We start from the raw sequence: 11,871 nt of genomic DNA on the forward strand, positions 1-11,871 counted from the left end.
TTCTATTTTAACCTATTTTAGTACATGATTAAAGAAGCACATAATAAATTAACAAACGTTTTTGGATTTGAAGATTTTCGTCCCCTGCAGGAAGAAGTCATATCGCAAGTACTCGACAAAAAAGATGCCCTTGTTATTATGCCCACCGGCGGCGGTAAATCGCTTTGCTATCAAATTCCTGCACTACTATTTGATGGGTTGACGATCGTTGTTTCTCCACTCATCTCTCTGATGAAAGACCAGGTAGAACAGCTTCGCCAATACGATATTCCAGCGATTTTCCTGAATAGCACCCTCACGCCAGAGGAGTACGAGGAAAACGTACAAAAAATTAAAGACGGCGATGTAAAGATGGTCTATATGGCGCCGGAAACCCTGATGATGGATAAAACGCGCGAGCTGCTCTCCAATCAGCAGATAGATCTGTTTACTATTGACGAGGCACACTGTATTTCTGAATGGGGTCATGATTTTCGTCCCGATTACCGGGCACTCACAGAGGTACGGGAAGATTTTCCTGAAGCTGTTTGCCTGGCACTCACCGCTACGGCAACACCACGCGTACGGGAAGATATTAAAGACATCCTCAATTTTGGAAAATCCGAAACCTTCTTGGCCAGTTTTGATCGTAAAAATCTATTCTTGAAAGTGGCCGACAAAGAAGATCCGCTGGAACAAACGCTGGATTTTCTTTACACCAGAAAGAAACAATCAGGCATCATTTACTGCTTTTCGCGCAAGCAGGTGGAAGAACTCTATGTAGAACTCAAAAAAGAAGGGCACTCGGTCAAGCCCTATCATGCGGGGCTGTCGAAAAAACTGCGCAATAAAAACCAAGAAGCTTTCATCCGCGACGATATCCAGATTATCGTGGCTACCATTGCTTTTGGGATGGGCATCGACAAGCCTAATGTACGTTTTGTAATGCACTATGACTTACCCAAAAATATTGAATCCTACTACCAACAAATTGGTCGCGCTGGTCGCGATGGACTGCGGGCCGATTGCCTGGTGCTGTACAACCGATCAGACAAACGGAAGATTCAGTACTTTATTAATCAAAAAGAAGGTACCGAAAAGAGAGTAGCCGAAAAGCATCTAAAAGAGATGCTGAAGTTTATGGAGACCGATGAATGCCGGCGTGTTCCCCTCATGGGATACTTTGGTGAAACCTATGAGAACGACAACTGCGGGATGTGCGACAATTGCCTGTCTATTGATGCTGAAGTAGAAGATTTGACGGTTCAGGCTCAAAAATTTATGTCTTGTGTAGCACGCACCAATGAAGAGTACGGCCCCTATTATATTGCGGATATTCTTCGTGGATCAACCAAAAAAGAAGTGCTTGAAAACGGACATGATGAACTTTCAACGTACAATGTAGGCAATGAATGGGCTAAAGAGCACTGGATTTTACTAGGACGTATGCTGGTAAAACAAGAATATCTGTCACAGCAGGAAAGTCGGGGACCACTTATACTTACCGACCAGGCCAAGGCCGTTCTCAACGGTAAAGAAAATGTGTTTGGTGCCCTCGACCGCAGTGATACCGTAGTGGGTGACGAAGCAATTGAAAGAACCAGCTCGGAAGTACAAAATAATTTTGAAGAAGATCTGTTTGAACAGCTCGAAATAAAACGGAAAGAGCTAGCCGATGAGCAAGCAGTACCTCCTTATGTTATCTTTCCCGATACTACATTGATGGAAATGTCTTATTACTTGCCGCAATCTACTGATCACCTGATGCCCATCTATGGAATGGGGACGGTTAAAAAGAAAAAGTATGGCATGGATTTCCTCAAGATCATTCGCAATTATTGCGAAGAGCATAACCTCGAAGAACGCGAAAAAACGCTTAAGAAAAAGAAAAAAGCCTTATCAGAAAAAGATAAGCATCAGCGTATTGGAGAACATTTTAATAATGGAAAATCCATTGCACATCTGGCCGAGCAGTATGGGGTTAAAAAGGTAACCATTATTAAACATCTGAAAACATATTTAGAGAATGGTAATGAGTTACGTCCCGAAGGCATTGTAGAAGCTTCTTCACTTTCAACCCGCAAAAGGAATAAAGTGCTAGAAGTCTTTGATGATATAGCTCCACATATGCTTCGGCCGATTTATAATAAGCTGGATAAAAGCGTAGGCTACGACGAACTTCGAATTATACAGCTCTATTATATGGCTCAACAAAAATAATCAGTTATTGGAATGGGGATAGATACTGACTTTGCAGGCTATTATCAGGTATTTCCATTTTTTGTTAATAACCCTTTCATGCCGAGATCCTGAAACAAGTTCAGGATGACAAGCCGTTATATTGTTAGGAGGTATGTCTGAATATTATCAATACCCGAAATTTCCTGTACTTTTCTTACACCTACTATAGAAGTATAGCCAGTACATTTTAGACGATACTTTTTTAAAAGTTGTTTTCTTAATTCATTTGGAAGTAACAATTTTTGGCCAAAGATCTTTTAAAGATGGGTTATGTTTCCTAATCAAATTAAACTTCCATTCTCTGTGCCAATTCTTAAGTTGCTTTTCTCGGTTAATAGCTCTTTCCAAATGTTTAAAGGACTCATAATAAACCAAGTATTTGACCCTATATTTTTGAGTGAACTCAGATCCTCGACTGTGTCTATGCATCCAAATTCTCTTTACTAAATTATTAGTAACACCAATATAGAGAACTGATCTTGTCTTATTGGAAAGGATGTAAACATACCCTCTTTTCGTAACAATATTTTGAAAACGCATTTTATGTAGCTTTATAAGTAAGAGGGTATTCACACCTCATCCTTACAAATAAATATTTATTTAAAATCGCTTGTCATCCTGAACTTGTTTCAGGATCTGCCCGTTAGCCCCTTCTTATTATGCCATGGTGCCCAATAACAGGACTTAAGAACCCACCTAAATAGTCTACTTTCATTATCACATCTGAAGTGATCTTTTATTATTATTAAAGCGATTGGTAAACATAAATTTCAGACTGTTTTATGAGTTCAAAAAATATTGCCGTAGCCTTTGGCGGTATCTCACCCGAACATGAAGTATCTGTACTCTCTGCCATGCAAGTAATTGCATCCCTAAAAGAGAGTAGTTTTAACCTTATCCCATTATATATCACCAAATCAGGTCGCTGGTTAACGGGGACGCCTCTCCTGGAGCTCGAAAATTACCAAGATCTTGACCAGCTCCGTAAACAGGCTACTGATTGCACCTTTTCACATAATGATATTGGAAAACCTATCCTCCTGGAAACTGAAAAAAAGAGCTTCTTCGGCAGTCGCGAGGAATATCCAATCTATGCTGTTATACCAGCCTTCCATGGCTCTGAGGGAGAAAACGGATCGTTCCAGGGCACCTGCGAAACGTATAACATTCCCTATGCCGGCAGCGGTGTTTTTGCCTCGAGCATTGGCATGGACAAAGTTAAAGCAAAAGAGTTATGTCGGTCTCAAAACCTGCCCGTCGTTGATGAGTTTGATTTCTTTGAAAAAGAGTGGGAAAATGACCAACAAACTATACTTCATTATGCCGAAAAACTGGAGTACCCGGTAATTGTAAAACCCACTACCCTGGGCAGCAGCATCGGTGTAACAAAAGCGGAAGACGAACAAGCCCTTATCGAAGCTATAGAAACTGCATTTCGGTACGATAATAATTTGATGATAGAAAAGGCAGTAACACCTTTAATGGAGATCAACTGCTCAGTACTTGGCACCCCCGAAGAGCTACAAACCAGCGTCTGTGAACGTCCACTAGGACAAGAAGAAACGCTCTCTTTTGAAGATAAATACCAGGCCGAAGGCGGACAAAAAGGAATGGCTTCTGCCGATCGGGTAATCCCCGCCGATATTCCTGATGCAATGACCGAAAAAATTCAATCTCTTTCTGAGCAGATCTTTAAAACTTTTCGGGCCAGTGGCATAGCTCGACTAGATTTCTTGATCAATGAAGACACAGAAGAAATCTTTTTCAACGAAATAAATACCATCCCAGGCTCATTTTCCTTTTACCTATGGGAAGAAAGCGGAATGAATATGAAAGAATTAATGCTACGATTAATTGATATTGCTATAATACAACACCAACAAAAAATGGGACGTGTCCGCTCATACGATACAAATCTGCTTGATGAAAAGGCAATCAAAGGAATAAAAGGGCTTAAAGGATCCAATGATTAAAAACCTGCTCTTGTATCCTAAAACAAATTCGACATCTATGAAATCATTAACTACTCATCATAAGCTGCTGATTGTTTTATCTATCCTGTTTTTGTTCACAGGCTGTAAACAACCGGAAACTGTAGTTGTAGATCGGTCTCCCACTGCTGCGGCACCTGATGACTCTGTTACTACAACTTCAGCTGATGACCAAGCAGGATTTCGCCAATTATCGATAGGTGAGCTACAGCCCATCCACACCCTCGACCCCCTCTTCGCTGATAAAGCCTCTTCGATGCGGGCTGTGCAACTTGTTTATGAGGGACTCACGAGACTAAATGCGCAGGGCAACATTGTTCCCGGTATCGCAAAAAGCTGGCAGGTTAATAATGATTCAACGGAATTTACCTTTACAATCCGGCAAGATATTTACTACCACGATAATGACGCCTTTAGTACCGGGACCGGCCGCAGGCTCAAAGCATCGGATGTAAAATATGTGTTCGAACGTATGGCCAAAATTAATGTACCCCCGCTTGCGGCACAGATGTTTATGAACATCAGCGGCTTTAACTCTTACTTTCAGGAACAGCGAATGGTTTATAATCCTGAAGAACGAAATCTTACCGGCATAGACGGAATCCAAATACCGAACTCCCGAACCGTTACCTTTTCATTAAATGATACTGATCCAAAATTCTTACATAAGCTGGCCACGCCGCTTGCTGCCATCTATCCCAGCGAAGCAGTGGGGAAATCTGTAACAGATTTTAAGGCTGTAGGTACCGGACCATTTAAGTTTTCGAAACGTGATGCTGATTCAACGCTCATCTTCAGCAAGTTTCGTAACTATTATGAGTCATCAGCTATAAATATCAATCGGATTGATATTAAAGTCTATTCTTCAGAATCAGATCTTTTTCAATCCATGAGTAAAGGGGACCTTTATCTACTGCCACAACTTGGTCCCCAGCTGATCAAGAATCTAATTACAGATGATGGACAGCTGCGCAACTCGTATACCAATCGCTATAACCTGCAAAAACCAGGTGGTTCCACTATATATGCCATGCGGCATAATACAAATTCAACATTATCCGAAGCAGAAGCGCAAAATCTAAAATCGTTGATGTCCGATTCGCTGGCTTATTTTAATCAATTTCCGGACAGAACAGTATCTCCAACATCAACTAACGGTAGCCAATCCAACCGTATATCCTCTGACAGCCTGGACTCGGTCATTTACTCTTCATACTCCGATAATCAATTTGTACGTACCTTCCTGGGAGCATTTTCACAGGTTCTTAGTTCACAAAATTCGTCACTTCGGATGCTACAAATCCGTGCACCTTCTCGAGATACCGGGTTGTTTTTTACCCAGCACTATCCGTTGATATCCGTCAAAGAATGGAGTACTTCACCGCTTTTTAGATTTTCTGTACAACAGCTTGCCCTTTTTCGCTCAGAAATTAATGGGCTTCAATTTAATCAGCATCCTTGGTGGATTGATGTTCGCGGTGTCGAACTGCCCGCCGCTGAAAATATGACTAACTAATCAATACTATGACATTTGCGGTAATTGCCAATCCCGAAAAATACTCGGTTAAAGACCCCTTTATACAGCTGCTGCAGTGGTCAGACGATCACGGGGTACAAATCCTCTTCAACGCTGATCTGCAAGAGCTATATTCCGGCCAACAACATGCAGCGGCCCAACCAGTTGCTAACGAAAAAAAAGCTATTGATCAGGCAGATATCATTATTGCACTCGGTGGGGATGGCACCATGCTATATACAGCCCGACTGATGAAAAACATCCAGAAGCCAATTTTAGGCATTAACAGCGGTCGGCTGGGATTTATGGCCTATACGCAAAAAGAAAATTTAGAGCAGGCCATGCAGTTTTTAATAGAAGATAACTATCGTATCGACAAACGGTATCTTCTGGAGGCTGAGGATGACGACGGACATATTTACCATGCCCTAAATGAGTTTTTGTTTGCCAAAAAGGATTCCACCTCAATGGTGAATGTACAAGCTGAATATGATGATATGTTCATCAATAATTATTGGTCTGACGGTCTCATCGTCGCTTCACCCACGGGCTCTACGGCCTATAACTTATCGTCTGACGGTCCCATTGTGATGCCCGACAGTAATGTAATGGTGCTCACTCCCATTAATCCGCATACATTAACCACTCGTCCTCTGGTCCTGTCATCCAACAAAGCTCTGAAGGTACGTGTTGAACAGCAGGATCATGAAGTCTTATTTTCGTATGATGGGCAAATTAAACAAATCGACAGCTACCCTTTTGAAGTTAAGATCAAACGATCGAATTTTACCGTTGATCTAATTGAACTACCCACACAAAATTATTTTGATACGCTCCGTCGCAAGCTGATGTGGGGTATGGACTCACGGAATGGAAGTTAGAGGTTGGAGTTCGGAGTACTGAGTTCTAAGTATTGAAGTTTTCAGCAGTGTTGGAGTTTAGAAATTTCTGGCATTTAATTTAAAATTACTTGTAAGGACAGACTCTGTAATTGGTCTTACTTGTACAGATCAATTAAACTGCGAAATATGTCAGGGGTCAAAAAGTTTGAAGAACTGGAATGCTGGAAAGAAGCCCGAACTTTAGTCAAAATGGTGTATGAACTCACACTCAATCCTGAATTTCGAAAAGATTTCGGATTGAAAGATCAGATTCAGCGTACCTCTGTTTCCGTAATGACAAATATTGCAGAAGGTTTTGCCCGTTTCTCTATTAAAGAATTTATTCGGTTTCTGGATTATACACAAAGCTCAAGCGAAGAAGTAAAGAGCTTATTATACGTGGCTTTTGATTTGGGATATATAGATAAACAGGAACTAGAAAAGACTTACCAAAAAGCTAGTGATGTTAGAAATATGACACTTTCTCTTATTAAGTACCTGAGAAAATCAGAACGAGCTCAATAGTACGTTTAATTCTGTCACTCAATTAATGAACTCCAACACTGAGAACTTCGAACTTCAGCACTCAAAGTTCCAATACCTATTTAGCCCTCACGGCTGATATTCAACAATAATAGTTTTATCTTTAGCCTAAATTTACAATCGCAAAAAACTCTTAGTCTCATGAAAGTAACAGTAGTCGGTGCCGGTGGTAATGTCGGCTCTACCGTATCAATGGCCGTAGCACAACGCGATTTCGCCGAAGAAGTTGTAATGGTGGATATCGTTCAAGAAAAAGACGGCGACAAAATTTATCCCTCAAAAGGACGTGCCCTCGATCAGTGGGAATCATCGCCTATCCATAAATTCGATACCAAGCTTAACGGAACCGTTGATTATGAAGATACTGCCGGTTCTGATGTTTGTGTTATTACAGCCGGTGTTCCGCGCAAGCCGGGCATGAGCCGTGATGACCTGCTCGAAATTAATGCTAATATTGTTCAAGATGTGACGGAGAAACTTGTTAAGCATTCTCCTAACACCATCATCATTGTTGTATCCAACCCGCTTGATGTGATGGCGCAAGTTGCCTTAGAAACCAGCGGCCTCGACTCTAGCCGTGTTATGGGCATGGCCGGTATCCTTGATACCGCCCGATACCGTTCCTTCCTGGCTGAAGAAATCGGTGTTTCACCAAAAGATATTCAAGCACTCTTGCTTGGTGGACACGGAGACACCATGGTACCGCTGCCTCGTTTCACTACTGTTTCCGGTATGCCAATCAAGCAGTTTATTGATGACGATAAGCTCGAAGAAATTGTTGAACGCACCAAAGGTGGTGGAGGAGAGCTCGTCAACCTGATGGGGACTTCTGCATGGTACGCACCCGGTGCTGCTGCCGCACAGATGGTAGAGGCTATTATGCTCGATCAAGATCGTGTGTTCCCATGCGCTGCAAATTTAAACGGCGAATATGGGCAAGAAGACCTATTTCTCGGTGTTCCGGTGAAGCTTGGCAAGGGCGGAATCAAAGAAATAATCGAAGTTGACTTAAACGACGAAGAACAAGAACTTTTAGATGAATCAGCCGACCACGTTCACTCTGTACTTAAAGAGTTCCGTCAGCTGATGGATAAATAAATCGCAATAAATTTGAGGACGTAAGGCCCTCACTACTTGCATTTACATAAAAAGGGACTCTGCAGACCACAGCAGAGTCCCTTTTTTATTTTAGCCTGTCCTAATGGCTGTAACAAATTGCCATCCCTTTCCTAAACCGAAATCATTCTAGCATCTGATCAGAAGATAATACACATCTCATAGTACAAGTAAATACTTGCACTATACCGTTGCTTTCAAAATTAATGCATTCTACTAACTGCAATCCCAAGAGTTAAATAAACTTTTATGGTGCAGAAACAAGTACCGCATCCTCAGCAACCAAACCCTTTTCATTCTCTACCAGGTCGAACTCAAAAATGAGATCACGGCTGGGTAAGTAGCTAGTATCAAAGTTCTCTTCAAGCTCAGAAATATGTGCAAAAACCGTTTCGTAAGGTGATTCCTCAAAACGGGAATCAGTAATCCAAAGATTTTCGTTTAGTGTTACAAGAAAACGGAAAAATCCATAGCCTTCTTCATGAGAAAAGTCGTAGCATACACCCCGCACCCGAGAATTTTCTTCTCCCCAAGGATAAGGTGAATCGATAGGCAGCAGGCCCGGAATCAAATATCCCGAAATATACATATCAGCCTCCTTCTTTAACTGCTGCGGCATATCATCAAAACCAATAAGCTCAACGCGGCTTCCTTTTTGCTGTACAGCATTAATCACACTTACGTAACTGCCGTTATTAGTCAGCAGAATAATTTTATCGAGATGATCGGCCTGCGTAATCATATCCACCGCCATATCTATACTTACGGTGGATTGGGAAATCACCTCATCCGTCTCCTCATCCCGGTAGTATTGCAATGGCTTTTCAAGCACTTTGTATTCAAAATCACGAAGTACCTCACAAAACCGACTGGTCTTTTCCCGGTAGGATTGATCTTCTTCAGCTCGGCGTTCATCATAAGCTAAATATACATTCATCCGAGCAGGTGACAGTCCATCGCGGCAGGCAAACTTGCGGAGAATATCATACCGAAGTCCAAAGCCACCATTCATCGTTACATTTACTGCATCTACAAAAATACCAACATGACCTTCCATAATACTTACCTAATAATTTCTAAATTATGTTAGCAAGTGCTACAGGCAGGAAAGACAGAAGACGCAATCTAAAAATTAAATAATGTTTTAAACTTTGATCGCGGTATCGCCAACAAGATCATTCCTGCACTTCCTAATATTAACATCAGAAAACGAGCTGTCCATTCCGATTGTATCCAATCTATGGCGGTGGGGACAAAATAGACACAGGCAGCGGCAACCCCCATCATCAGAAAGGTACGCATTAGTTGATAGTTAATAGGATAAACCTGCACGCTCTTGTAATACAACAACATAGCCATGACTCCATAACTGATAAGCGTGGCTGTAGCTGATCCCATCATGCCATAAGAGGGAATTAATATGAGATTTGCAATGATCGTCACAGCACCCCCAACCAGCGTAATGATGGAAAGCACCTTGGTCTCTTCCTCGATGAAGATACCAGCCGTAAAATTCATATACCAGCCGTGAAACCAATACGCACCCAGCAGAATCGGCACGATACCCAATCCCGCCCAGTATTCCTGTCCCACGATATAGGCATCCATAATGGGGATTTTAATTTGTACAATCTGTTGCGCAAAAAGAGCAACAATCAAAAAACAAATGCCGGCAATAAGGTTATAATAACGAAAAACATCTCGAAAAAGGGACGGAGCTTCGGGATCATCCGCATTTCTTAAAAAGAACGGCTGCCAGGCCATCCGAAACATCTGAACGAGCAACAGCATAAACACCGACAATTTATAGCATGCACTATAAATACCGACGATATCATCCGGGACTAAATCTGGTCCATATAACTGGTTGACCGTATTTTGTGACAAATAATTGCCGAGAAAAAAACGGTCGAGCATCTCGTTGATAACAAAACCCAGACCGGCCGGGATAAAGGGCAGGCCAAACCGCATTGCCTTTTTGAGAACGGGCGTATCCCACGACCCCATAATTAAGTCAGCGGTACAGGCCCAGATCACAAAAGCAGTAAGTGCCGAAGCAACAAAACTAGCAAAAAATACCGCATCGATACTCCAGTTGAGGTTAAGGATAAAATAAAACTGGAGACCAACATTCACCACAATATTACCTGTTTTGAGTGCAGCAAACAGCCATTTTCGACGATCCAGCCGCAACTCAGCAAAAGGTACCAGCACCATCGTATCGAACCAAAGGATGCCCAGCATCAGCCAAAACAGATTCTGATTGCCCGTACTTTCAAGATTCATCGCAGGCATAATGACAGGTGCCAACAAGATCAGCAGCAACACTAAAACCGTGGACAGCGCAGCCAATCCTGCCTGCAGAGTAGTAAAAATATCGCTAGCCTTATCACGCTCTTCCGCATAGCGGAGGTAAGCAGATTCCATCCCAAAGGTGAAAATAACGTTCAGAAAAGCCAGTCCGGCATATACCAAACTAATAACACCATACTGCGAGGTGATAAACTCAGCAGTATGCAACGGCACCAGCAGGTAGCCAATAAAACGCGCCAGCACATTGCTGATGCCATAGACAATTGTATCAGAAAAAAGTTCGCGTAGCTTCTTCAAATAAAAACGTAGATTTTGAAACGGTGTATTAGATCCTGAAAAGGTACTGAGACAAGCTCAGCACATGGTTCAGGATGACATTATTTTTTATAAGCAAAAATAGGAATACAAGCTATTGACATCCGCGGTGAATCCTCCTTGAAGCGTACTTTTGAGATCACAATCACTTTTCAACTAACTTTTCAAGGGCATGTACCCCAAGCACATAACTCTGGTTCCCAAACCCAGTAATAATGCCATCGGCAACAGCTCCCGTGAGCGTTTGTTCCCGAAATTCTTCGCGTGCATGGATATTAGACAAATGTACCTCAACAATAGGCAATTCAACCAGTTCCAGCGCATCGCGGATAGCAACAGAAGTATGAGAATAGCCTCCAAAATTAACAATCACCCCATCCCTGTTACTGTCAGTGAGTGACTGAATTTCCTCAACGAGCTCCCCCTCCAGATTACTCTGGAAAAAGCTTATCTCATATCGGGGAAAAGTATCGACAAGTAATTGCTCTATGTCTTCCAAGGTTTCACTTCCATACTGCTCGGGATCGCGCCGGCCCAGCATATTCAAATTAGGGCCGTTTAAAACCAATAACTTCATAATGATATATGAGATGAAATTTGTTCTTTTAGTTCAACCATTCGCTCCTCGCTTACCGGTACATTGTGTCCCAATGCCATCGGCTGCGTCTTTTTATATAACGGTACCAAGTGCAGGTGTGCATGAGGCACTTCCAGTCCCTGTACAATAATACCCGTACGTAACGGATTCAACGCTTCATCTATAGCTCCGGATATGGTTCGGGACAGGCTCATTGTACTTTGCATAAGCTCCGTTGGCAGATCAAAAAAATAATCAATCTCTTGTTTGGGTACTACCAGCGTATGCCCCTCTGCAATAGGATTGATATCCAAAAATGCAATATGCTCATCCGTCTCTGCAACCTTGTGGCAGGGTATTTCGCCCTCAATAATTTTCGTAAATATGCTAGACATAGTA

At 42.1% G+C, this 11,871-nt stretch carries 11 protein-coding genes; 6 read left to right on the forward strand and 5 right to left on the reverse strand.

Features of this window, described 5'->3' with window-relative positions; all coding sequences use genetic code 11:
* The first annotated feature begins 24 nt into the window (after positions 1-24).
* Complete coding sequence (gene recQ, locus LX73_RS05030; RefSeq protein ID WP_148898403.1) at positions 25-2,199, forward strand: DNA helicase RecQ; 2,175 nt, start codon at positions 25-27, stop codon at positions 2,197-2,199.
* A gap of 243 nt (positions 2,200-2,442) precedes the next feature.
* On the opposite strand, the gene LX73_RS05035 is transcribed toward recQ, so the two are convergent.
* Positions 2,443-2,760, reverse strand: coding sequence for a GIY-YIG nuclease family protein (locus LX73_RS05035; protein ID WP_148898404.1), 318 nt, complete (start codon positions 2,758-2,760; stop codon positions 2,443-2,445).
* A gap of 242 nt (positions 2,761-3,002) precedes the next feature.
* On the opposite strand from LX73_RS05035, the gene LX73_RS05040 reads away from it, so the two are divergent.
* The 5 genes from LX73_RS05040 (at position 3,003) to mdh (ending at position 8,249) form a co-directional block, all read left to right on the forward strand.
* The gene (locus LX73_RS05040; RefSeq protein WP_148898405.1) at positions 3,003-4,193 is read left to right on the forward strand and encodes a D-alanine--D-alanine ligase family protein; all 1,191 of its coding nucleotides are present in this window, start codon (positions 3,003-3,005) and stop codon (positions 4,191-4,193) included.
* Positions 4,194-4,230: 37 nt separating this feature from the next.
* Positions 4,231-5,727, forward strand: coding sequence for an ABC transporter substrate-binding protein (locus LX73_RS05045; protein ID WP_170245586.1), 1,497 nt, complete (start codon positions 4,231-4,233; stop codon positions 5,725-5,727).
* An 8-nt stretch (positions 5,728-5,735) separates the two neighbouring features.
* The gene (locus LX73_RS05050) at positions 5,736-6,608 is read left to right on the forward strand and encodes an NAD(+)/NADH kinase (protein WP_148898407.1); all 873 of its coding nucleotides are present in this window, start codon (positions 5,736-5,738) and stop codon (positions 6,606-6,608) included.
* Positions 6,609-6,755: 147 nt separating this feature from the next.
* Complete coding sequence (locus tag LX73_RS05055) at positions 6,756-7,133, forward strand: four helix bundle protein (protein WP_148898408.1); 378 nt, start codon at positions 6,756-6,758, stop codon at positions 7,131-7,133.
* A 159-nt stretch (positions 7,134-7,292) separates the two neighbouring features.
* Positions 7,293-8,249 carry a malate dehydrogenase gene (gene mdh / locus LX73_RS05060; RefSeq protein ID WP_148898409.1) on the forward strand — a complete coding sequence of 319 codons (957 nt, stop codon included), beginning with the start codon at positions 7,293-7,295 and terminating at the stop codon, positions 8,247-8,249.
* A 265-nt stretch (positions 8,250-8,514) separates the two neighbouring features.
* On the opposite strand, the gene LX73_RS05065 is transcribed toward mdh, so the two are convergent.
* The 4 genes from LX73_RS05065 to LX73_RS05080 form a co-directional block, all read right to left on the reverse strand.
* A complete protein-coding gene (locus LX73_RS05065) occupies positions 8,515-9,324 on the reverse strand; it encodes a LabA-like NYN domain-containing protein (RefSeq protein ID WP_148898410.1) in 810 nt (269 codons plus the stop codon).
* A 68-nt stretch (positions 9,325-9,392) separates the two neighbouring features.
* On the reverse strand, positions 9,393-10,877 hold the full coding sequence (locus LX73_RS05070) for a lipopolysaccharide biosynthesis protein (protein WP_148898411.1): 1,485 nt from the start codon (positions 10,875-10,877) through the stop codon (positions 9,393-9,395).
* Positions 10,878-11,040: 163 nt separating this feature from the next.
* Positions 11,041-11,472 (reverse strand): type II 3-dehydroquinate dehydratase, encoded by a 432-nt coding sequence (aroQ, locus tag LX73_RS05075; RefSeq protein WP_148898412.1) that lies wholly within the window; start codon positions 11,470-11,472, stop codon positions 11,041-11,043.
* A complete protein-coding gene (locus LX73_RS05080) occupies positions 11,469-11,867 on the reverse strand; it encodes an HIT family protein (RefSeq protein WP_148898413.1) in 399 nt (132 codons plus the stop codon). Before LX73_RS05080 ends, aroQ begins: the two co-directional genes overlap by 4 nt.
* Between the last annotated feature and the right edge of the window lie 4 nt (positions 11,868-11,871).

Source organism: Fodinibius salinus, from assembly GCF_008124865.1.
Taxonomy (GTDB): Bacteria; Bacteroidota; Rhodothermia; order Balneolales; family Balneolaceae; genus Fodinibius; species Fodinibius salinus.

Coding starts and splice junctions, on each gene's coding strand:
- recQ (WP_148898403.1), top strand. CDS start 25: ATGATTAAAGAAGCACATAATAAATTAACAAACGTTTTTGGATTTGAA.
- LX73_RS05035 (WP_148898404.1), bottom strand. CDS start 2,760: ATGCGTTTTCAAAATATTGTTACGAAAAGAGGGTATGTTTACATCCTT.
- LX73_RS05040 (WP_148898405.1), top strand. CDS start 3,003: ATGAGTTCAAAAAATATTGCCGTAGCCTTTGGCGGTATCTCACCCGAA.
- LX73_RS05045 (WP_170245586.1), top strand. CDS start 4,231: ATGAAATCATTAACTACTCATCATAAGCTGCTGATTGTTTTATCTATC.
- LX73_RS05050 (WP_148898407.1), top strand. CDS start 5,736: ATGACATTTGCGGTAATTGCCAATCCCGAAAAATACTCGGTTAAAGAC.
- LX73_RS05055 (WP_148898408.1), top strand. CDS start 6,756: ATGTCAGGGGTCAAAAAGTTTGAAGAACTGGAATGCTGGAAAGAAGCC.
- mdh (WP_148898409.1), top strand. CDS start 7,293: ATGAAAGTAACAGTAGTCGGTGCCGGTGGTAATGTCGGCTCTACCGTA.
- LX73_RS05065 (WP_148898410.1), bottom strand. CDS start 9,324: ATGGAAGGTCATGTTGGTATTTTTGTAGATGCAGTAAATGTAACGATG.
- aroQ (WP_148898412.1), bottom strand. CDS start 11,472: ATGAAGTTATTGGTTTTAAACGGCCCTAATTTGAATATGCTGGGCCGG.
- LX73_RS05080 (WP_148898413.1), bottom strand. CDS start 11,867: ATGTCTAGCATATTTACGAAAATTATTGAGGGCGAAATACCCTGCCAC.